The organism is Pseudomonas trutticola BRTCR10, from assembly GCF_056155105.1.
Genome location: NZ_CM149552.1, coordinates 6,587,932 through 6,609,713, shown reverse-complemented (window position 1 = coordinate 6,609,713; position 21,782 = coordinate 6,587,932). Strand labels below are relative to the sequence as shown.

Below are 21,782 nucleotides of genomic sequence, written 5' to 3'. Positions count from 1 at the left end.
AGAGCAATGCAGCAACTCAATCCTTCCGAAATAAGTGAAATTATCAAGGGCCGCATCGACAAGCTCGATGTGACCTCCCAAGCCCGTAACGAAGGCACTGTCGTCAGCGTATCTGACGGCATCGTGCGGATTCACGGTCTGGCCGACGTCATGTACGGCGAGATGATCGAGTTTCCGGGCGGCGTCTACGGTATGGCCCTCAACCTGGAGCAAGACTCCGTAGGTGCCGTTGTATTGGGCTCCTACCAGTCTCTGGCTGAAGGCATGAGCGCCAAGTGCACCGGCCGTATCCTCGAAGTTCCTGTTGGTAAGGAACTGCTGGGTCGCGTAGTCGACGCACTGGGTAACCCTGTTGACGGCAAAGGTCCACTGGGCAACACCGAGACCGACGCGGTCGAGAAAGTTGCTCCGGGCGTGATCTGGCGTAAGTCGGTAGACCAGCCTGTACAGACTGGCTACAAGGCTGTCGATGCCATGATCCCTGTCGGCCGTGGCCAGCGTGAGCTGATCATCGGTGACCGTCAGATCGGTAAAACCGCTCTGGCGATCGACGCGATCATCAACCAGAAAGACAGCGGCATTTTCTGTGTCTACGTAGCGATCGGTCAGAAGCAATCGACCATCGCCAACGTGGTTCGCAAGCTGGAAGAAAACGGCGCCCTGGCCAACACGATCATCGTGGCTGCCAGTGCTTCGGAATCTCCTGCGCTGCAATTCCTGGCACCGTACTCCGGTTGCACCATGGGTGAATTCTTCCGCGACCGCGGTGAAGACGCGCTGATCGTTTATGACGATCTGTCCAAGCAAGCAGTGGCTTACCGCCAGATTTCCCTGCTGCTGCGCCGTCCACCAGGCCGTGAAGCTTACCCAGGCGACGTGTTCTATCTCCACTCCCGTCTGCTGGAGCGCGCATCCCGCGTTTCGGAAGAATACGTAGAGAAGTTCACCAACGGCGCAGTGACCGGCAAAACCGGTTCCCTGACCGCACTGCCGATCATCGAAACCCAGGCTGGCGACGTTTCCGCGTTCGTTCCGACCAACGTGATTTCCATCACTGACGGTCAGATCTTCCTGGAATCGGCCATGTTCAACTCGGGCATCCGCCCAGCAGTGAACGCCGGTGTTTCGGTATCCCGTGTGGGTGGTGCCGCTCAGACCAAGATCATCAAGAAGCTGTCCGGTGGTATCCGTACCGCCCTGGCTCAGTACCGTGAACTGGCGGCATTCGCCCAGTTCGCTTCTGACCTGGACGAAGCGACCCGTAAGCAACTTGAGCATGGTCAGCGCGTTACCGAGCTGATGAAGCAGAAGCAATACGCACCAATGTCGATCGCTGACATGGCGCTGTCGCTGTATGCCGCTGAGCGTGGGTTCCTGACTGACATTGAAATCGCCAAGATCGGCAGCTTCGAACAAGCGCTGATTGCTTTCTTCAACCGCGATCACGCCGATTTGATGGCCAAGATCAACGTTAAAGGTGACTTCAATGACGAAATCGACGCTGGCATGAAAGCCGGTATCGAGAAGTTCAAGGCCACCCAAACCTGGTAAGCCGCAGCGGGAGCCGCGAGGCTCCCGCTTGCTAACCTGATAGGTGTTACATGGCAGGCGCAAAAGAGATTCGCAGTAAGATTGCGAGCATCAAAAGCACGCAAAAGATTACCAGCGCCATGGAAAAAGTGGCGGTCAGCAAAATGCGCAAGGCACAAATGCGCATGGCTGCTAGCCGTCCTTATGCGGAGCGTATCCGCCAGGTAATTGGGCATCTGGCCAACGCCAACCCGGAATACCGCCACCCGTTCATGATCGACCGCGAAATCAAGCGCGTCGGTTATGTCGTCGTGAGCAGTGACCGTGGTTTGTGCGGCGGCTTGAACACCAACCTGTTCAAGGCCCTGGTCAAGGACATGGCGGTAAACCGCGAAAACGGCGTCGAGATTGATCTGTGTGTCGTTGGTAGCAAGGGTGCGGCCTTTTTCCGCAACTTCGGCGGTAACGTCGTTGCAGCTATCAGCCACCTGGGTGAAGAGCCGTCGATCAATGATCTGATCGGCAGCGTCAAGGTGATGCTGGATGCCTACCTGGACGGCCGTATTGATCGCCTGTCCGTGGTGTCCAACAAGTTCATCAACACCATGACGCAACAGCCTACCGTGGAGCAGTTGATTCCACTGGTGGCGACCCCGGATCAGGATCTCAAGCACCACTGGGACTATCTCTACGAACCGGATGCCAAAGAGCTGCTTGACGGCTTGATGGTCCGTTACGTCGAGTCGCAGGTCTACCAGGCGGTGGTCGAGAACAACGCGGCTGAACAAGCTGCGCGGATGATCGCGATGAAGAACGCTACCGACAACGCCGGTGATTTGATCAGCGATTTGCAGCTGATCTACAACAAGGCGCGTCAGGCTGCGATCACCCAAGAGATCTCGGAAATCGTCGGCGGCGCTGCCGCGGTTTAACGGTTCAAATATTCAGAGGATCCAGCTATGAGTAGCGGACGTATCGTTCAAATCATCGGCGCCGTTATCGACGTGGAATTTCCACGCGACAGCGTACCGAGCATCTACAACGCGCTGAAAGTAGTGAGCGCGGCCGAAACCACTCTGGAAGTTCAGCAACAGCTGGGCGACGGCGTGGTTCGCACCATTGCGATGGGTTCCACCGAGGGCTTGAAGCGCGGTCTGGAAGTTACCGATTCCGGCGCAGCCATCTCCGTACCGGTCGGTAAAGCGACCCTGGGCCGGATCATGGACGTCCTCGGTAACCCGATCGACGAAGCTGGTCCGATCGACACCGAAGAGCGTTGGGGCATTCACCGTCCAGCGCCTTCGTTCGCTGAACAGGCAGGCGGCAACGACCTGCTGGAAACCGGCATCAAGGTTATCGACCTGGTCTGCCCGTTTGCCAAAGGCGGTAAAGTCGGTCTGTTCGGTGGTGCCGGTGTAGGCAAAACCGTAAACATGATGGAACTGATCCGTAACATCGCCATCGAGCACAGCGGTTATTCCGTGTTCGCCGGTGTGGGTGAGCGTACTCGTGAGGGTAACGACTTCTACCACGAGATGAAGGATTCCAACGTTCTGGACAAAGTGGCACTGGTTTACGGTCAGATGAACGAGCCGCCGGGTAACCGTCTGCGCGTAGCACTGACCGGCCTGACCATGGCCGAGAAGTTCCGTGACGAAGGTAACGACGTTCTGCTGTTCGTCGACAACATCTATCGTTACACCCTGGCCGGTACTGAAGTATCCGCACTGCTGGGCCGTATGCCTTCGGCAGTAGGTTACCAGCCGACCCTGGCTGAAGAGATGGGCGTTCTGCAAGAACGTATCACTTCGACCAAGGAAGGTTCGATCACCTCGATCCAGGCGGTATACGTACCTGCGGATGACTTGACCGACCCGTCGCCAGCGACCACCTTCGCCCACTTGGACGCCACCGTCGTTCTGTCCCGTGACATCGCTTCCCTGGGTATCTACCCGGCAGTAGATCCACTGGATTCGACCTCGCGCCAGCTGGATCCGAACGTAATCGGCCAGGACCACTACGACACCGCTCGCGGCGTTCAGTACGTTCTGCAACGTTACAAAGAGCTGAAGGACATCATCGCGATCCTGGGTATGGACGAGCTGTCGGAAGCCGACAAGCAGTTGGTAAACCGTGCTCGTAAGATCCAGCGCTTCTTGTCGCAGCCGTTCTTCGTGGCTGAAGTCTTCACCGGTGCTTCGGGTAAATACGTTTCCCTGAAAGACACCATTGCTGGCTTCAAAGGCATCCTCAACGGTGACTACGACCACCTGCCAGAACAAGCGTTCTACATGGTTGGCGGCATCGAAGAAGCGATCGAGAAAGCCAAGAAACTGTAATCCCGGCGCCCGGCAACGGGCGCTAATTTAGGTTGAGGCAATCAGATGGCTATGACAGTCCATTGCGATATCGTCAGCGCGGAAGGGGAAATCTTTTCCGGCCTGGTCGAGATGGTGATTGCGCACGGTGCACTGGGTGATCTTGGTATCGCTCTGGGTCACGCGCCGCTGATCACTAATCTGAAGCCAGGTCCGATCCGCCTGATCAAGCAAGGCGGGGAAGCAGAGGTGTTCTACATCTCCGGTGGTTTCCTCGAGGTTCAGCCGAACATGGTCAAGGTGCTTGCCGATACCGTGCAACGTGCCGCCGACCTGGATGAAGCTCAGGCCCAAGCAGCTCTCAAGGCTGCCGAGGCTGCTCTGCATGAGAAGAGCGCAGATTTCGATTACGGAGCTGCGTCCGCACGTCTGGCCGAGGCTGCAGCTCAGCTGCGCACCGTCCAGCAGATCCGCAAGAAGTTTGGCGGTTAATCCGTCAGCCACTTGTTGTGCGATTGATAAAAAAGGGTAGCCTCGGCTACCCTTTTTTCTTTTCCGAATTTACAACCCCGGTCGCAGTTGCTGACCACCCAGGATTGGTAGCCAGTCATGTCTCTCGAAATCGTAATTCTCGCGGCCGGCCAAGGCACTCGCATGCGTTCGGCGCTTCCGAAGGTTCTGCATCCGATTGCCGGTAATTCCATGTTGGGCCATGTTATCCACAGCGCCCGGCAACTTGATCCACAACGCATCCACGTGGTCATTGGCCACGGTGCCGATGTGGTGCGTGAGCGTCTGGCCGCAGACGATCTGAATTTCGTCCTGCAGGACAAGCAATTGGGCACCGGTCACGCGACCGCCCAGGCGGTGCCGTTCATTACCGCAGACACCGTGCTGATCCTTTACGGTGACGTACCGTTGATCGAAGTCGAAACCCTGCAACGTTTGCTCAAGCATGTCGTCCCGGGCCAGATGGGCCTGCTGACGGTCGAGCTGGATGATCCGACCGGCTATGGCCGAATCGTGCGGGATGCCGACGGCAAGGTCGCGGCTATCGTCGAGCACAAAGACGCCAGCGAAGCACAGCGCGCAATCACCGAAGGCAACACCGGCATCCTCGCCGTGCCGGCCAATCGCCTGGCCGACTGGATGAGCCGCTTGTCGAACAACAATGCCCAGGGCGAGTATTACCTGACCGACGTGATCGAGATGGCGGTCAGCGATGGTCTGGTCGTGGCCACTGAACAGCCGCACGATCCGATGGAAGTGCAGGGCGCCAATGACCGCAAACAGCTATCGGAGCTGGAGCGGCATTACCAGTTGCGTGCTGGCGGTCGTCTGATGGCGCAGGGCGTGACCCTGCGTGACCCGGCGCGTTTCGATGTACGTGGCGAAGTAACTGTTGGTCGCGATGTGCTGATCGATATCAACGTGATCCTCGAAGGCAACGTCGTTATTGAAGACGACGTGGTCATTGGCCCGAACTGCGTGATCAAGGACAGCACACTGCGCAAAGGTGTGGTGATCAAGGCCAACTCTCACATCGAAGGCGCGGTAATGGGTGAGGGCAGTGATGCCGGTCCGTTCGCTCGCCTGCGTCCGGGCACCGTGCTGGAAGCGCGCGCCCATGTGGGTAACTTTGTTGAACTGAAAAACGCCCACATGGGCGAGGGCGCGAAGGCTGGTCACCTGACCTATTTGGGCGATGCCGAAATTGGTGCACGTACCAACATTGGCGCCGGCACCATCACTTGCAACTACGATGGCGCCAACAAGTGGAAAACCGTGCTGGGAGCGGACGTGTTCATTGGCTCCAATAACTCGTTGGTAGCCCCTGTGGATATCTCTGACGGTGCAACCACTGCTGCCGGATCGACCATTACGCAGAATGTGGATAACGCGCAATTGGCCGTCGGTCGTGCACGGCAGAAGAACATCGATGGCTGGAAACGGCCGGAGAAGATCAAAAAGAACTGAGTTATACACAGACCGTTCGATGGCTATCGCGGGCAAGCCCGCTCCCACAGGACTGGCGTTGAAGCAAAGGTCTTCAATGCACAGCGAATCCATGTGGGAGCGGGCTTGCCCGCGATGCTTTTATCCACAGAATATTTTTCCAGCATCCGCTTGACGATTTATTGCTGATAGGTTTTGATTGCTTCCGTTATCTTTCGAATCGAAACTTAAGCCGCCATGTCGAAACGCAATACACCTCAGCGCCGCCACAACATTCTCGCCTTGCTCAACGAGCAGGGCGAAGTCAGTGTGGATAAATTGGCCAAGCGTTTCGAAACCTCCGAAGTTACGATTCGCAAGGATCTCGCCGCGCTTGAGAGTCATGGTCTGCTGCTGCGCCGTTACGGCGGGGCGATCACCATGCCTCAGGAACTGGTCGCCGAAACCGCCCAGACCGTTTCCAAATACAAACAAGCAATCGCTCGCGCAGCGGTGAAGCGCATCCGTGAGCACGCGCGCATCATCATCGACAGCGGCAGCACCACCGCCGCGATGATCCCCGAGCTCGGCCAGCAGCCGGGTCTGGTGGTGATGACCAACTCCCTGCACGTCGCCAACGCCTTGAGCGAACTCGAGCACGAGCCGGTGCTGTTGATGACCGGTGGCACCTGGGATCCGCATTCGGAATCCTTTCAGGGCCAGGTCGCCGAGCAAGTACTACGCTCTTACGACTTCGATCAATTGTTTATCGGCGCCGATGGCATCGACCTGTTGCGCGGTACCACCACGTTCAACGAGTTGCTCGGCCTGAGCCGGGTCATGGCTGAAGTGGCGCGTGAAGTCATCGTCATGGTCGAGGCCGACAAGATCGGTCGCAAGATTCCCAACCTGGAGCTGCCATGGAGCAGCGTCCATACCCTAATTACCGATGATCGCCTGTCTATAGAAGCACGCGATCAGATTCAGGCCCGCGGTATCACCGTGATTTGCGCGGCTGTCAGTCAGGAGAAATAAGCATGTGTGGAATTGTCGGCGCAGTTGCTGAACGTAATATCACCGCCATCCTGCTCGAAGGCCTCAAGCGCCTTGAGTACCGCGGCTATGACAGCGCCGGTGTGGCGGTCTACACCAACGACGAAACCCTCGAGCGCATGCGCCGCCCGGGCAAAGTCAGTGAATTGGAAAACGCGTTGGCCGAGCACCCGCTGGTCGGCCGTCTCGGTATTGCCCACACCCGTTGGGCCACCCACGGCGCACCCTGCGAGCGCAACGCCCACCCGCATTTCTCCGGCGATATCGCGGTGGTGCACAACGGCATCATCGAAAACCATGAAGCCCTGCGTGAACAACTGAAAGCACTGGGTTACGTGTTCACCTCGGACACCGATACCGAAGTCATCGCGCACTTGCTCAGCCACAAACTCAAAGACCAGCCAGACCTGACCGTTGCCCTTAAGGCTACCGTCAAGGAACTGCATGGCGCTTACGGTCTGGCGGTGATCAATGCCGCGCAGCCTGATCGACTAGTGGCTGCGCGCAGTGGCAGCCCACTGGTGATCGGTCTGGGTCTGGGTGAAAACTTCCTCGCCTCTGACCAACTGGCCCTGCGTCAGGTGACTGACCGCTTCATGTACCTCGAAGAAGGCGATATCGCCGAAATTCGCCGCGATAACGTGCAGATCTGGGATATCGACGGCAACGCCGTCGAGCGCCAGACCGTGCAGTACACCGATGGTGCCGAAGCGGCCGACAAAGGTGAGTTCCGCCACTACATGCTCAAGGAAATCCATGAGCAGCCAGCGGTGGTGCAACGCACCCTTGAAGGTCGCCTGAGTAACGATCAAGTGCTGGTTCAGGCATTCGGCCCACAAGCGGCCGAGCTGTTCGCCAAAGTGCGCAACGTCCAGATCGTTGCCTGTGGCACCAGCTACCACGCCGGCATGGTCGCTCGTTACTGGCTCGAAGAACTGGCCGGCATCCCGTGCCAGGTCGAAGTTGCCAGCGAGTTCCGCTACCGCAAAGTGGTAGTACAGCCGGACACCCTGTTCGTGACCATCTCGCAGTCTGGTGAAACTGCCGATACCCTGGCAGCGCTGCGCAACGCCAAGGAGTTGGGCTTCCTCGCCAGTCTGGCGATCTGCAACGTCGGCATCAGCTCGCTGGTGCGTGAATCCGACCTGACCCTGTTGACCCAGGCCGGCCGCGAAATCGGTGTAGCCTCGACCAAAGCCTTCACCACGCAATTGGTCGGTTTGCTGTTGCTGACCCTGTCGCTCGGACAAGTGCGCGGTACCTTGGCCAAAGGCGTCGAAGCCACTCTGGTCGAAGAACTGCGTCGCCTGCCAACCCGCCTCGGCGAAGCGCTGGCCATGGACAGCACGGTGGAAAAAATCGCCGAGCTGTTCGCCGAGAAAAACCACACCCTGTTCCTCGGCCGTGGCGCGCAATTCCCGGTGGCCATGGAAGGTGCCTTGAAGCTCAAGGAAATCTCCTATATCCACGCCGAAGCCTATCCGGCCGGTGAGCTGAAACACGGCCCGCTGGCACTTGTGGATAACGACATGCCGGTGGTTACGGTGGCGCCGAACAACGAACTGCTGGAGAAACTCAAATCCAACCTGCAGGAAGTCCGTGCCCGTGGCGGTGAACTGATCGTGTTCGCCGACGAGAAAGCCGGGATGACCAACGGCGAAGGCACCCACGTCGTGCAGATGCCGCACATCCACGACATCCTCTCGCCGATTCTCTACACCATCCCGCTGCAACTGCTGTCGTACTACGTTGCGGTGCTCAAAGGGACGGATGTGGATCAGCCGCGTAACCTGGCGAAGTCGGTGACGGTGGAATAAGTTATCCACAGTTGATCGACGCACAAAATAATCGCAGCTTCGGCTGCGATTTTTGTATCTGACTCGAGGGCCTCCATGGACCGCTTCCAGGAAATGCAGATCTTCGCCGCCGTTGCTCAGGAGCAAGGTTTCTCCGCAGCAGCGCGGCGCCTCGGTTTTTCGGCGGCCAGTGTCACTCGGGCGGTGGCGGCGCTGGAGCAGCGGATCGGCACGCATTTGCTGGTGCGGACCACGCGCAGCGTGCACCTCACCGAAGCCGGTCAGCGTTATCTGGAGGACTGTCGCCGAATTCTTGCCGAGGTGCAGGAGGCCGAGGATTCGGCGGCGGGCAGTCATGCCGAGCCGCGGGGACAATTGACGGTCACGGCGCCGGTGTTGTTCGGTGATTTGTTTGTGACGCCGGTGATGGCGAATTATCTCGCGCAGTATCCGGATGTCACGATCAACGCCGTACTGGTGGATCGGATCGTCAACATGGTCGAGGAGGGCATCGATGTCGCGGTGCGCATCGGTGATCTGCCGGACAGCAATCAGCACGCGATTCGTGTGGGTGAGGTGCGCCGGGTCATTTGCGGCTCGCCGAAATACTTTGCCGAGCGTGGTCGGCCGGTTCATCCCCTCTCGTTGGCGGGAGCGCCAGTGGTGGCGACTTCGGCGATTGGTCAACAACGCAGTTGGCCGTTTCTCGACGGTGGCGAGCCGCTCGGTGTGCGTCCTGAACCGCGTTTGATCGTGACCGCCAATCAGGCTGCGATCACGGCTGCTTGCATGGGCTTGGGTTTGACCCGGGTGTTGTCCTATCAAGTGGCGAGTCAGGTGGCTGCCGGTGAGCTGGAAATCGTCCTCGCAGAATTCGAACTGCCGCCGTTGCCGATTCATGTCGTCTATCAGGGCGGGCGCAAGGCCCCGGCGCGAATCCGCAGTTTTGTCGATTTCACGGTCAACGCGTTGCGCGAACATCCTGCTTTGAAAAATGCTTCGTTATTGCACCCACTGAAATAATTGATTGCGCTTGATGGTGATTCTGTTGTTTTGGCGAACAGAGGAAGATGGCCCTCATTGGCGCTCTCATCCCCGCAGCGGCGCCCCTGTTCAGCGGAGTCGACCATGCAAGCGATCAAACTCTACAACTTTCCACGGTCCGGCCACGCCCACCGTGTCGAGCTGATGCTGTCCCTGCTGCAACTGCCGACCGAGCTGATCTTCGTCGATCTCGCCAAAGGCGAGCACAAACAGCCCGCTTACCTCGCAATCAACAGTTTCGGCCAGGTGCCAGCCATTGATGACAATGGCGTGGTGCTCGCCGACTCCAACGCGATTCTGGTGTATCTGGCGCAGAAATATGGCCACGGTCGTTGGCTGCCAACTGATCCGGTCGGTGCCGCACGGGTACAGCGCTGGTTGTCGGCCGCCGCCGGACCGATCGCTTTCGGGCCAGCCGCTGCGCGATTGGTCACGGTGTTTGGTGCACAACTGAACGCGCAAGAGGCGATCACTCGTGCGCACAACCTGCTCAAGGTAATGGACGCCGAGTTAGGCAAAACCCCATATCTGGCCGGCGGCGAACCGACCATCGCCGACGTTTCCGCCTACAGTTACATCGCCCACGCGCCGGAGGGCAACGTTTCGCTGGATGACTACGCGAACGTGCGTGCCTGGCTTGCCCGAATTGAAGCCTTGCCGAATTTTGTCGGCATGCCGCGCACCGTCGCGGGTTTGCAAACCGCAGTCTGATTCCCGCAATCCACACTGTGCCGACGGCGCAGGGGAGAGGTCGTGATGGAACGTTCACCGTGGCACGCTGGCGAGCAACAACTGCAAGCACATGTCGGCGTTGCGGAACGCATGGAGGAATTCGGTCGTAAGGTGATTCGCACCTGGATGCCAGACCAGCACCGCGAGTTCTATCAGCAATTGCCGTTCATGCTCTACGGCGCAGTCGATGCTGAAGGTCGTCCGTGGGCCAGCGTGCTCGAAGGCGCGCCGGGGTTTGCCCATTCACCGGACCCTGAGCATTTGCACTTCGCCACGCTCCCCACTGCCGATGATCCGGCGCTGTTGCGCAACGGCGAGCCTATCGGTCTGCTCGGCATCGAACTGCACACCCGTCGGCGCAATCGCCTCAACGGGCATGTCGGCGATTTGAATGGCGGCGGTTTCACCCTGAGCGTCGATCAGGCGTTCGGCAACTGTCCGCAGTACATTCAGCTTCGGCAGTTTCAGCGGGTACCGCTCAGCGATCCGCAGACGCGTCCATCTCAGCATCTCGACAGCCTAGACGACGCGGCCACAGCCCTGATTGCCGGCGCCGACACGTTCTTCGTAGCCAGTTACGTGGATGTCGAAGGTCAGCGTTCGGTGGATGTTTCCCATCGGGGCGGTCAGCCCGGTTTTGTCCGGGTGGAGGGCAATCGTCTGACCATTCCGGATTTTGCCGGCAACCTGCACTTCAACACTCTCGGCAATCTGCTGCTCAACCCCAAGGCCGGCCTGCTGTTCATCGACTTTTCCACAGGCGATCTGCTGCAACTCAGCGGGCGTACCGAGATTATTCTGGAAGGGCCGCAGATCGAGGCGTTTCAGGGCGCGGAACGGTTGTGGACATTCGAGGTGGAAAAACTGGTGCGTCGTCCGGCGGCACTGGCCTTGCGCTGGCGCTTCGACGGCATGTCGCCGACCAGTCTGTTGACCGGCAACTGGGCCGAGGCCGACGCGCGTTTGCAGGCACAGGCGTTGGGCAATCGCTGGCGGCCATTGCGGGTGGCGAAGATCGACATGGAAAGTCGCCACATCCGTTCGATCTATCTGGAGCCGGACGACGGTGCCGGTTTACCGGTGTTTCAGGCTGGCCAGCACTTGCCCCTGCGCTTCACCCTCGATGGCGAGGTGCACATTCGCACCTACAGTCTGTCGAGTGCGCCGTCGGACGGTTTTTACCGCATCAGCGTGAAGCGCGAAGGGCGGATTTCCACGCACTTGCATGAGCAGATTCGTGTCGGCGATGTCCTCGAAGCACGAGCGCCGCAGGGGCATTTCACCGTGGCGCCACTGGAGCGTCGGCCGTTGGTGCTGCTGGCCGCCGGGGTCGGCATCACACCGTTGCTGTCGATGTTGCGCGAGGTGGTGTATCAAGGCCTGCGCACTCGACGGATTCGTCCGACGTGGCTGGTTCAGAGTTCACGCAGCCTCGCCGAGCAACCGTTTCGCCAAGAGCTGGATCGTTTGCTGGAGGAGGCGGGTGATGCCGTGCGGGTCTTGCGTCTGCTGAGTCAGCCGGAAGTGGATGCACACCAAGGCGAGGATTTTGATCGGCAGGGGCGCATCGACGCCGACCTGTTGAGGAATCTGCTGGAGGTTGCGGATTACGATCAGATCGATTTCGTCCTCTGCGGCCCCGGCGGTTTTACCCAAGGGCTTTACGACAGCTTGCGCGAGCTGGACGTCAGCGATCGGCAGATCCACGCGGAAACTTTTGGCCCGTCGACACTCAAGCGTCGGCTCGATCCTGACGCCAATGTGCTCGAGCAGCCGCCCGCTGCCACCACGTCTGTGCCGGTGGTTTTCGAACGCTCGGCGAAGGAGGCGCGTTGGCAGCCGGACGGCGGCAGCCTGCTGGAACTGGCGGAAAGCCGTGGGCTGCGCCCGGAGTTCAGTTGCCGGGGTGGTTCCTGCGGAACCTGCAAGACCCGTCTGGTCAGCGGTGCGGTGAATTATCCACAGCCTCCGGCGGATATTCCGGAAGCCGGGCATGTGCTGATTTGCTGTGCGGTGCCAGCCCAAAGCGACCAACCGCTGGTGCTGGACCTATAAACTGCCGATCTCCATTCGGCACCAAAACCCTGTGGGAGCGGGCTTGCCCGCGATGGCGTCGGTAAATCCAACATCTATCTCGGCCGACATACTGCAAATCGCTGGCAAGCCTGCTCCCACAGGGACAGCGGTGGACAGTCGTCAGGCGTAGGAGAGGGATTTTTCCTCCAGCAACTCCTGGTACAACTCCGTCCACTTGCGGCCCATTTCATCGGCTGTGAATAACTGCCGATAGCGCGCCTCGGCCTTCACCCCCATCTCTGCCGCGCGCAGCGGGTTTTCCCACAAGGTGCGCATGGCTTCGCGGAACGCTTGTGGATTACTCGGTGGCACCACCAGCCCGGTTTCGTTGTGGATATTGATGTAGCTGGTGCCGGTGCCGATTTCGCTGGAGATCATCGGTTTGCCGTACATTGCGCCTTCGAGCAGGGAGATGCCGAACGCTTCGGAACGCAGGTGGGACGGGAACACAATGGCGTAGCTCAGTTGCAGCAGCGCCACTTTGTCTTCATCGCCCAGGCGTCCGAGAAAATGAATGTTGCGCAGACCCAGCGCCGTCGCCTGGGCATGCAGTTCCTGTTCAAGCGGACCGGCGCCGACGATGACCACCGGGTAATCAACATCCTTCAGTGCATCGAGCAGGATGTGCAGGCCTTTGTAGTAGCGCATCACCCCGACAAACAGGAAAAACTTATCCCCAAGCTGTTGGCGCCAGCGGTTCATCCGCTCGGTGTCCGTCTGTGGATAACCTGATTTGTTCAAGCCGTAGGGAATGACCCGGGTCTTGTTCTGGAATTGCTGCAATACATCGCTGGTGTGCAGGTAATTGGGTGAGGCAGCGACGATGCGGTCGGCGCTGGCGAGAAAGCGATTCATCAGCGGCCGATAGAGTTTGAGCAGGTGTTTCTGGCGAATGATGTCGGAGTGGTAGGTCACCACGCTTGGCTTGTTCATGCCACTGGCGAAATGCACCAGATCCATGAACGGCCAAGGGAAGTGGTAATTGACCACATCGGCTGCAGCGGCCAACTCGCGAAACTGTTTGAACACGCTCCAGGAAAATCCGGTGGAGGCGAACTGGATGTCGAGTTTCGCCCGGTGCACTTCGTGTTGCCCCAGTTGCACCACGGCGGGCGTCGGGTCGGCGCTGAGGGTCAGCACCTGACCGTCGATGCCGTGCCGGGCGCCGCTTTCGCACAGTTGGAAGATCACTTGTTCGATGCCGCCGACCGAATCAGGCAGGTACGTCTTGAAAAAATGAAGAACGCGCATTCAACCTCCCATGGCCTGTCGGTAGGCACCGGCCGTGGCCTGTGCACAACGCTTCCAGGAAAAAAATCGTGCCTGCTGCAATCCGGCTTCGCGGCATGCCTGCCAGTGTGCTTGATCGTCGATCAGGCGAGTCATCACGTCGCACAAGCCGTCCGCATCGTCAGGGTCAATATAGTTGCCGGCGGCCCCCGCCACTTCCGGCATTGCCGAAGAACGCGTGGTCACCACCGGGGTGCCGCTGGCCATCGCCTCCAGTACCGGCAGGCCGAAGCCTTCGTACAGCGAAGGAAAAATCAGTGCCCGGGCGCCAGCGAGCAATTGCGCCACGTGCTCGTCGGGCAGATAACCGAGCAGGCACACATGGCCGCTGGCCAGTGCCTGGCGCAACGGTTCACTGAACTGCTCGCGCTGCCAACCGGCCATGCCGACGATCAGCAACGGAAACCGCTCGCGCACGGCTTCCGGCAGCAAGGCATGGGCGCGCAAGGCCAGACTCAGGTTCTTGCGCGGCTCCAGCGTACCGACACACAGGAAATATTCCCGCACCGTCACTGCGTGGGCCTTGAGCACCTCATCGATGGTGTGGGTTTCGCGCGGACGAAACCGCTCGGCGACACCCAATGGCGCCACGACGAAGCGCTCGGCGGGCAGCCCGAAATGTGCCTGAGCTTCGTCGGCAATCGCTTGCGAGTCCGTCAGGATCAGACGCGCCTGCTGTACGCCGACGGCCAATCGCCGCTCGATTTCCTTGAGCCGTGCCGGTGGCTGAGTCTCGGGAAAATGCAGGTGGGTCAGATCGTGCAGGGTGATCACGGTCGGGCCGTCAAAGGCCAGCGGCCACAGGCTCGGCTCGTGATACAGATCGATGCCCTGCGCGCGGCCCTGATCGAAGCGTTTCTGTTCCAGCCAACGGCGTGCCTGGTAAGCCCCGGGAATCTGCCGCAACAGTGGCGTCAAACGCGAATAACCCGGCATGGCCGCTTCCGGCAACGCCGAACTCCAGCCCCAGCCGTGAAACAGATTTACTTCAACATCAGGTTCGTTGTGCAGGGCGTTGACCAGTTCAGCGACATAGTGGCCGATGCCAGTGCGCGGCGCCTGGAGAATCCGCGCGTTAAGAGCAATGCGCATGCTGACTCTGCGGGCCGACCGCTGCGGGGTTCACATTGCGCTCGATGCGCTCGACCAACTGCGCACTCGCTTCGCGCCAGCTCAACCAGCGCCATTGGTCCAGGCTGAGAGGGGCAGGAAATACCTCGCTGCGCTCCATGCCGGTGACCAGATCGGTCAGGCTCTGCGGGTTGGCCAAATCGAAGTAGGCCATGTAGTCGCCGCCGATTTCGCGGAACACCGGAATGTCACTGCCCATCGCCGGCAAGCCGCGCTGCATCGCTTCCACCAGCGGCAGGCCGAAACCTTCGACGTGGGACGGGAACACCAGCGCCGTCGCGTGGGAGTAGGCGTGTTCGAGGCTTCTGTCCGACAGCGAGTTGTACATGAACAAGCGCCGGTTCAGTTCGGGATGCAGGCGGATGCGCTCGATCAACGCCTCGCACTTCCAGCCGATCTTGCCGACGATGCATAACCGCGCTTTCGACCCCGCAGCCCAGGCGCGCTCGAACGCATCCAGCAGGTAAGCATGGTTCTTGCGCGGCTCGATGGTGCTGACCATGAGGAATACCGGATCCGCCGTTTTGAACAGACGCAACAAGCCGCGATCGACCTCGGCGTCGGGGTCGCTCAGATCCAGCTCTGAACCGAGGTGGAAGTGATCGAACCAGCGTTGCGCGACCCGTTGCGGGCCGATGCGCCGCAGCATTTCCTCGCGCACCTGATCGCGGATAGTGGTCGAGATCGCCACGTAGCCATCGGCCGTGCGGGCGATCCAGTCGAACCAGTGGTTGAATACCTTGACCAGCCCGGCATCGCAGAACTGCGGATGGGTCAGCGGGATCAAGTCGTAGATCACCGAAACGATACCGACCCCTTCACGCTTGAGTTGCTCGGCCAAAGGGAAAAAGTTGGCGTGCCAGGACGAGTCGAGCAGCACCAGTTGATCGCCGGCCCGATGCTGCAACGGCACGCAGCGCTCGGGGATCTGTTTGCCCTTGAGTGCTCGCCCGAGCAGGCGCATCGGCAGGCTGAAACAGGCGAAGGCGGTGAGCCGGCAACCGACGTACAACACGCGACGAGCGAAGTGCGACTGAGTGAACGGGCGCCGCCGCTCCAGGGCTCGGTGGCGCAACCAGAAGGCATTGGCCCACTGTTCGAGTTTCACCCGCAGACCGATCAGATCGAGCTTCAGCGATTTCAGCGGGGCCAGACTCTTAACCTGATACAGGCCACCATCGATCATCACCACCGGAATGCATTCAAGGTGCTCGTCGGCTGCCGGCAGTTGCTGGATGACGTTGCGCACCACACGCTGGATACCCGAATTGGCGCTGGGGTGTTCAAAGACGTAAGTGCATTCCACCAACAGTCGCGTCATTTCGAGATCTCTCTGTCGGGCAGGGGCGCGAGGTGTTCCCCGGAACGGCTGATTTCAGTTTGCGCTTGCAGCCAAGCGCAACCGACAAAGTCTTCCTGACGGTTGTTGATGACGTGGAAGATCAAACCGAAGTCGCGCCATTCGAAGTTGCGATCCAGATGCGAATCCAGACGCGACAGGCTCAGTGCGACCGAATAACTGCCCTTGCCCAGGCGCATGTCAAAAGCGAAGCGGAAGGTCACGCGCTCGCCGGCACTCAGATCGATGACCGGTTTATCGAGGCGATGGGTATTGATGCCGTAAATCGCCTGACCCAGACGATCCTTGATCATGAAGCCGAGAATCAACCGTTCGATGTCTTTGCGCACTTCGGTCTGTACTTCCAGCACCACAGGCTGGCCGACTTCCGCGACTTCGAGGCTGCGGCCCTGGGCATCGAGCAGGCGGACACTGACGATCCCCGCTTCCCCGGTGCCGGAAATGGTTTGTACCTGCCCATTGGCCAGCATCTCCTGACGCACGATCTGGCCTTCGCGCTGGGCGAGCATGGCGTTGTAGTAGTCCATGACCTCTTCGGGTTTGCCGCGCATCGCCAGACGCCCGTTTTCCAGCAGGATCGCGGTGTCGCAGATCGATTGGATGGCCGAGCGGTCGTGGGAGACGATCAGCAGGGTGGTGCCGGCCTTGCGGAAGCTGCGGATGCGTTCGAAGCTTTTGTGCTGGAAATAGGCGTCGCCCACCGACAGCGCTTCGTCGACGATCAGGATATCCGGGCGGCGCGCGGTGGCGACACTGAACGCCAGGCGCATCTGCATGCCACTGGAATAGGTGCGCACCGGCTGATCAATAGCCTCGCCGATCTCGGCAAAACTTTCGATCTGCGGCATCAGCGCCTCGATCTCTTCTACCTGCATGCCCAATAACTGGCCGGCCATGAACGCGTTCTGGCGACCGGTAAAGTCAGGATGAAAGCCCATGCCCAGTTCCAGCAGGGCAGCGACTCGACCTTGCAGTTGAATCTGGCCGCGAGTCGGTTGGGTGGTGCCGGTGATCATCTTCAGCAACGTGCTTTTGCCCGCGCCGTTGACGCCGACGATGCCCACGGCTTCGCCCGCTTGAATCTCGAAATCGATGTCCTGCAAGACCCAGTGCAAGTGATGCCTGGGCCGGGAAAACGGCACCATCCATTCGAGCAGGCGGCTCCAGCGATTGGGGTACTGCTTGTAGGCCTTGGCCAGGCCACTGACACGTATGTTCCCCATCAGAGTTCGTCCACCATTTCACCGATACGTTGGCGGAACAGGCGCAGCGCCATGGCGCAGAACAGCAGGCCGATGATCAGCAGCGGCACCAGCGACGGCCAGTTCGGCCACTGGTTATAGAGGAACACGTTCTGGTAACTGGTCATCAGCGCCGTCATCGGGTTGAGGCTGATCAGGTGCTGGATGCCTGGCGGCAGAATCGACAGCGGGTACACGATCGGTGTCAGCCAGAACCAGAATTGCAGGCAGATACCGAACATCTGCCCGACATCGCGGAAGAACACGTTGAGGATGCCGAGGATCATCCCCAGTCCGGCGGCAAAGATCACTTGCACGATCAGCAGTGGTATCAGCGCCAGCAACGCCATGCCGGGCATACGCCCGCTGATCAGCAGAAAACCGAAAAACAGCGCGAGGATGATCGCGAAGTTGATCCCGGCATTGAACAACGCAATCACCGGCAGGCAGATACGCGGGAAGCTGATTTTCTTCAGCAGGTTGGCGTTTTCCAGAAACATGCTCTGGCTGCGCGAGGTGATTTCCGCAAACAGCCCCCAGGTCAGCAGGCCCGCACACAGGTACACGCTGTAGGCCAGACCGTCATCCACACCTGGCAGGCGTGCGCGCATGATCTGGGAAAAGATCACCGTGTACACGACGATCATCGACAACGGATTGAGCACGGTCCACAGCGCACCGAACAACGAATTGCGATAACGCGCCTGAAACTCCCGCTTGACGCTACCGAGGATGAATCCACGGTAGCTGCGCAGCGAGCGGTACAAGGAAAGCAGCATTCAGGCCGTCCTGCCGTAATCGTCTTCGAAGCGCACGATGTCGTCTTCACCCAGGTATTCGCCGCTCTGCACTTCGATGATCACCAGATCGATGACGCCGGGGTTTTCCAGGCGATGCCGGTGTCCGGCGGCAATGAACGTCGATTCGTTCTTGGCCACCAGATGCGTGCCGGCGCCGTTGTTGGTGACCTTGGCCATGCCTTCGACCACCACCCAGTGTTCGTTGCGGTGATGGTGCATCTGCAGGGACAACTTGCCGCCGGGCTTGACCACGATGCGCTTGATCTTGAAGCGCGGGCCTTCCTCCAGCACGGTGTAGGTGCCCCACGGACGGCTGACCGTACGATGCAGGCGATAGGCTTCGTGGGATTTGTCCTTGAGCTGTTTGGCCACCCGCCGCACATCCTGTGCGCGGTCGGCGTGGGCCACCAGCACGGCGTCGGCGGTGTCGACGATGATCAGGTTATCGACACCGACAGCGGCGACCAGGCGGCCTTCGCTCTGGACGAAGTTGTCGTGGCTGTCGATGAAAATCGCTTCACCGCTGGCGCGGTTGTTGTCGGCATCCGCCGGCACCAGCGCGGCCACCGCGCCCCATGAGCCGATATCGCTCCAGTCGAAACCGGCGGGCACTACCACGACTTTTTCCGAACGCTCCATCAGCGCGTAGTCGATGGAGATGTCAGTGATCTCGGCGAACAGCGCCGGCGACAGTTCCTGTTGCAGGCAGCCGACGGTTTCCACCGGAGCGCTGGCGGCCATGCACGCTCGGGTCTGTTCCAGCAACTCAGGTGCATGCAATTGCAGTTCGGCGATCACGGTGGCGGTGGTGAAGCAGAACATCCCCGAGTTCCACAGGAAGTTACCGCTCTCCAGGTAGTGTGTGGCGGTGTCCAGGTCGGGTTTTTCCACAAAGCGCTGCACTTTCGCTGCGCCTTTGGCGTCCAGTGGCGCACCGGTCTCGATGTAGCCGAAGCCGGTTTCCGGGGCGGTCGGCAGCACGCCGAACGTCACCAGATAACCGTCCTTCGCCAGATTGACGGCGTGCTCGACCGCTGTTTTCAGTGCGTTCTGATTAACGATCAAATGGTCGGCCGGCATCACCACCATGATCGCGTCGTCGCCGTGCAGCGCTTGCAGTGACAGCGCGGCGGCGGCGATGGCCGGGGCGGTGTTGCGCCCGGTCGGCTCCAGCAGGAAGTGCCCGCGATGGCGCGATACGTGGGCAGCGCAATAGTGATCCTTGCTCTGGAAGTAATACTCGCGGTTGGTCACCGTGACGATGTCGCCCCAGCCGTCCAGCAATGCGGCGGCACGCTGATAGGTCTTGCCCAGCAACGACTGGCCATCGGGCAAGGTCATGAACGGCTTGGGATGGCCCTCGCGGGACACCGGCCACAAACGGGTGCCGGCACCGCCGGACAGAATCACGGGGATCAGCATGGCCTACTCCTTGGCGACGCGTTTCATGTCCGCATCCATCATCATGCGGATCAAGGTATCCAGGTCGGTCTTCGGCTTCCAGCCCAGCACGCGCTGAGCCTTGGCCGGATTGCCGAGCAGCACTTCGACTTCGGCCGGACGGAAGAAGGCCGGGTCGATCTTCACGTAATCGCGGTAGTTGAGGCCGACGTGATCGAAGGCGATACGGCACATCTCGCGCACCGTGGTGGTGACGCCGGTGGCGACGACGAAATCGTCAGGCTTGTCCTGTTGCAGCATCAGCCACATGGCTTCGACGTAGTCGCCGGCAAAACCCCAATCGCGTTTTGCGTCGATGTTGCCCAACGCCAGTTCCTGCTGCTTGCCCTGCTTGATGCGGGCGGCGGCGTCGGTGACTTTGCGGGTGACGAACTCGATGCCGCGCAGTGGCGATTCGTGGTTGAAGAGGATGCCGCTGCTGGCATGCAGGTTGAAACTTTCGCGGTAGTTGACGGTGATCCAGTGGCCGTACAGCTTGGCCACGCCGTACGGGCTGCGCGGGTAGAACGGCGTGTTTTCGTCCTGCTGCTCAGCCTGAATCAGACCGAACATTTCACTGGTCGACGCCTGATAGAAGCGGGTATGCGGGCTGAACTGGCGGATCGCTTCGAGCAAGTGAGTAACGCCCAGGCCATCGACAATGCCGGTGGTTACCGGCTGATTCCACGACGCGGCGACGAAACTCTGCGCCGCCAGGTTATAGATTTCGTCCGGAGTCGATTGAATGACTGCACGTTGGACCGAGCAGGCATCGGCCATGTCACCGTCCAGATAGACGATGTCGGCCTCGACGCCCATTTCGCGCAGACGCCAGCGCGAATCGCTGCTGCGCCGAGCCACGAAGCCATAAACCTTGTAGCCCTTGTCGAGCAACAATTTGGCCAGATACGCGCCGTCCTGACCGGTGATCCCTGTGATCAATGCACTTTTTGTCATTCTTGTCGTACTCGCGTCTCCCAGTCGGACAGGATCGCCCGCAGGGATTGTTGTGTAGTGATGTCTGGCGCCCAGCCGGTGGTGTTGGCCAGTTTTGCGTGGCTGCCGCAAACGCGGCGTTGATCGGCGCGACGCATGCGCGCCGGGTCCTGAACCAGTTGCATCTCGACTTCGGCCAGGTCCGCCAACTGTTCAATGAGGCTGCGAATGCTTTGCTCGCGTCCCGAGCAGATGTTGTAGACCTGCCCCGGTTGGCCTCTTTCGAGCAGCGCGAAGTAGGCCGAGACCACATCGCCGACATCGAGGAAGTCGCGCGTGACATCGATGTCACCGACTTCCAGTTGTGGCGTTTGCAGGCCCTGCTTGATGCGAATGATCTGGCGGGCGGCGCTGGCGATGACAAAGCTGTCTTTCTGCCCGGCGCCGATATGGTTGAACGGGCGCGCCACCAGCACCGGCCAGTGTTCGCTCAGGCCCCATTGCAGGCTGAGAAATTCCGCCGCGAGTTTGCTCACCGCATAGGGGTTGCGCGGGCAGGGCGGTTGTTGCTCGGTGATTGGAAGATCGTGCTCAGCCACTTGGCCGTAAACGTCGCCGGAGCTGACATACAGGAAGGTGCCGGTAAAGCCGCGAGCCTTGAGGGCCTGCAACAGATTGAGAGTGCCGAACAGATTGATGTCGAGGGTGCGGGCCGGATCACGAAAGGCTTCGGGGACAAAGGTCTGCCCGGCCAGATGAATGACAGCGTCGGGCAATTGCGGCCAGAGATCGACGAGGCTGTCGGCATTCGTGAGGTCGTAGGGCGAAGCGACAGGCAGCAACTCCCAAGACGAATCAGGTACTGCCAGACGTGCCTGGATATGGTGTCCCACGAATCCGCTAAGACCCGTGACGAACAGACGCTTTTTCAAACAGCGACCCCTTGGTCTTGAACTTGCGCCACTTTCCCACAGGCTTTAAGGAAATATCCGTCAGATCGAAAGAAAAAAGCGTCTGAGGGGCTGGCGAAGTCAAATGTTGTAGTTGTTTGTTACCAATCTGTGCCAATTGCTCGGCAATTTCAACAGGCCAAACCGTGA

At 59.8% G+C, this 21,782-nt stretch carries 18 protein-coding genes; 10 read left to right on the top strand and 8 right to left on the bottom strand.

All coding sequences use genetic code 11. The features are described 5' to 3' along the window. Window positions 1–6: 6 nt before the first annotated feature. The 10 genes from atpA to ACVVH8_RS30045 all read left to right on the top strand — a co-directional run bounded on the left by atpA (window position 7) and on the right by ACVVH8_RS30045 (window position 12,463). The gene (atpA, locus tag ACVVH8_RS30090; protein ID WP_103302851.1) at window positions 7–1,551 is read left to right on the top strand and encodes a F0F1 ATP synthase subunit alpha; all 1,545 of its coding nucleotides are present in this window, start codon (window positions 7–9) and stop codon (window positions 1,549–1,551) included. 50 nt (window positions 1,552–1,601) lie between these two features. Then, on the top strand, window positions 1,602–2,462 hold the full coding sequence (gene atpG / locus ACVVH8_RS30085) for a F0F1 ATP synthase subunit gamma (RefSeq protein WP_007911960.1): 861 nt from the start codon (window positions 1,602–1,604) through the stop codon (window positions 2,460–2,462). Between the two features lie 27 nt (window positions 2,463–2,489). Continuing rightward, complete coding sequence (gene atpD / locus ACVVH8_RS30080; protein WP_007911961.1) at window positions 2,490–3,869, top strand: F0F1 ATP synthase subunit beta; 1,380 nt, start codon at window positions 2,490–2,492, stop codon at window positions 3,867–3,869. 45 nt (window positions 3,870–3,914) lie between these two features. Then, on the top strand, window positions 3,915–4,340 hold the full coding sequence (locus ACVVH8_RS30075) for a F0F1 ATP synthase subunit epsilon (protein ID WP_007954164.1): 426 nt from the start codon (window positions 3,915–3,917) through the stop codon (window positions 4,338–4,340). A 117-nt stretch (window positions 4,341–4,457) separates the two neighbouring features. Further along, complete coding sequence (glmU, locus tag ACVVH8_RS30070) at window positions 4,458–5,825, top strand: bifunctional UDP-N-acetylglucosamine diphosphorylase/glucosamine-1-phosphate N-acetyltransferase GlmU (protein WP_475227862.1); 1,368 nt, start codon at window positions 4,458–4,460, stop codon at window positions 5,823–5,825. A 216-nt stretch (window positions 5,826–6,041) separates the two neighbouring features. Next, window positions 6,042–6,818, top strand: coding sequence for a DeoR/GlpR family DNA-binding transcription regulator (locus ACVVH8_RS30065; protein WP_475227860.1), 777 nt, complete (start codon window positions 6,042–6,044; stop codon window positions 6,816–6,818). 2 nt (window positions 6,819–6,820) lie between these two features. Then, window positions 6,821–8,653, top strand: a complete 1,833-nt coding sequence (glmS, locus tag ACVVH8_RS30060; protein WP_103302846.1) for a glutamine--fructose-6-phosphate transaminase (isomerizing) — start codon at window positions 6,821–6,823, stop codon at window positions 8,651–8,653. A 75-nt stretch (window positions 8,654–8,728) separates the two neighbouring features. Further along, entirely contained in the window at window positions 8,729–9,655 is a 927-nt protein-coding gene (locus tag ACVVH8_RS30055) for a LysR family transcriptional regulator (protein WP_475227857.1), read from the top strand. Window positions 9,656–9,760: 105 nt separating this feature from the next. Then, on the top strand, window positions 9,761–10,387 hold the full coding sequence (locus ACVVH8_RS30050) for a glutathione S-transferase family protein (RefSeq protein ID WP_475227855.1): 627 nt from the start codon (window positions 9,761–9,763) through the stop codon (window positions 10,385–10,387). Window positions 10,388–10,432: 45 nt separating this feature from the next. Further along, window positions 10,433–12,463: a 2Fe-2S iron-sulfur cluster-binding protein gene (locus ACVVH8_RS30045; protein WP_475227853.1), complete on the top strand. Its 2,031-nt coding sequence runs from the start codon at window positions 10,433–10,435 to the stop codon at window positions 12,461–12,463. A gap of 141 nt (window positions 12,464–12,604) precedes the next feature. Here the strand turns inward: ACVVH8_RS30045 and ACVVH8_RS30040 are convergent, their stop codons facing one another. The 8 genes from ACVVH8_RS30040 to ACVVH8_RS30005 are packed head-to-tail and all read right to left on the bottom strand — an operon-like array spanning window position 12,605 to window position 21,614. Then, window positions 12,605–13,735, bottom strand: coding sequence for a glycosyltransferase family 4 protein (locus ACVVH8_RS30040; protein ID WP_475227850.1), 1,131 nt, complete (start codon window positions 13,733–13,735; stop codon window positions 12,605–12,607). Continuing rightward, window positions 13,736–14,866 (bottom strand): glycosyltransferase family 4 protein, encoded by a 1,131-nt coding sequence (locus ACVVH8_RS30035; RefSeq protein ID WP_475227848.1) that lies wholly within the window; start codon window positions 14,864–14,866, stop codon window positions 13,736–13,738. Continuing rightward, on the bottom strand, window positions 14,850–16,226 hold the full coding sequence (locus ACVVH8_RS30030; RefSeq protein WP_475227846.1) for a glycosyltransferase family 4 protein: 1,377 nt from the start codon (window positions 16,224–16,226) through the stop codon (window positions 14,850–14,852). The genes ACVVH8_RS30035 and ACVVH8_RS30030 overlap by 17 nt, the downstream gene beginning before the upstream one ends. After that, complete coding sequence (locus ACVVH8_RS30025) at window positions 16,223–17,488, bottom strand: Wzt carbohydrate-binding domain-containing protein (RefSeq protein WP_315444938.1); 1,266 nt, start codon at window positions 17,486–17,488, stop codon at window positions 16,223–16,225. Before ACVVH8_RS30025 ends, ACVVH8_RS30030 begins: the two co-directional genes overlap by 4 nt. After that, on the bottom strand, window positions 17,488–18,285 hold the full coding sequence (locus ACVVH8_RS30020) for an ABC transporter permease (RefSeq protein ID WP_103302830.1): 798 nt from the start codon (window positions 18,283–18,285) through the stop codon (window positions 17,488–17,490). The genes ACVVH8_RS30025 and ACVVH8_RS30020 overlap by 1 nt, the downstream gene beginning before the upstream one ends. Continuing rightward, complete coding sequence (locus ACVVH8_RS30015; RefSeq protein WP_103302828.1) at window positions 18,286–19,728, bottom strand: mannose-1-phosphate guanylyltransferase/mannose-6-phosphate isomerase; 1,443 nt, start codon at window positions 19,726–19,728, stop codon at window positions 18,286–18,288. 3 nt (window positions 19,729–19,731) lie between these two features. Then, window positions 19,732–20,703, bottom strand: a complete 972-nt coding sequence (gene gmd / locus ACVVH8_RS30010; RefSeq protein ID WP_103302826.1) for a GDP-mannose 4,6-dehydratase — start codon at window positions 20,701–20,703, stop codon at window positions 19,732–19,734. Beyond that, a complete protein-coding gene (locus ACVVH8_RS30005) occupies window positions 20,700–21,614 on the bottom strand; it encodes a GDP-mannose 4,6-dehydratase (protein ID WP_103302825.1) in 915 nt (304 codons plus the stop codon). Before ACVVH8_RS30005 ends, gmd begins: the two co-directional genes overlap by 4 nt. Window positions 21,615–21,782: the final 168 nt, after the last annotated feature.